The following is a 651-nucleotide window of genomic DNA, read 5'->3' on the forward strand; positions in this document are numbered from 1 at the left end:
ATGATCTTGGCGTCCTTCGGCCAGTAGTCCATGCCGTGCTGCGGCAGGGTACCGAACGGCCCCAGACGCGTGCCCAGCGCCACGACCACGTCGGCCTGGCTGATCAGCTTCATGCCGGCCTTGGAGCCCTGGTAGCCCAGCGGGCCGCACCACAGCGGGTGGCTGGCCGGGAAGGAGTCGTTGTGCTGGTAGCTGTTGACCACCGGCGCACCCAGCCGCTCGGCCAGCGCCTGACAGGCCTCGACGCCGTCGGCCATCACCACCCCGCCACCGGAGACGATCACCGGGAACTTGGCATTGGCCAGCAGCTCGGCGGCCTCGTTGAGGGTCTTGGTGCCGCCCGGGCCGCGATCGAGACGCGCCGGCTTGGGAATCTCGCACTCGATCTCGCCGTAGAAGTAGTCACGCGGAATGTTGAGCTGGGTCGGCCCCATCTCGGACATCGCCCGGTCGAAACAGCGCCCGGTGTATTCGGCCATCCGTGCCGGATGGGTCACGTGGCCCTGATACTTGGTGAACTCCTGGAACATCGGCAGCTGGTGACACTCCTGGAAGCCGCCCAGGCCGATGCCGGTGGTGCCCGCCTCGGGGGTGACGATCACCACCGGGCTGTGCGCCCAGTAGGCCGCCGCGATGCCGGTCACGCAGTTG

1 pseudogene is annotated in these 651 nt (G+C 68.2%); it reads right to left on the reverse strand.

Going from position 1 to position 651, the window contains the following annotated elements:
* A pseudogene (locus GRB96_RS15395) lies at positions 1-651 on the reverse strand (thiamine pyrophosphate-binding protein); the annotation flags it as partial.

Origin of the sequence: Halomonas alimentaria, assembly GCF_009902005.1 — a bacterium.
Taxonomy (GTDB): domain Bacteria; phylum Pseudomonadota; class Gammaproteobacteria; order Pseudomonadales; family Halomonadaceae; genus Halomonas; species Halomonas alimentaria.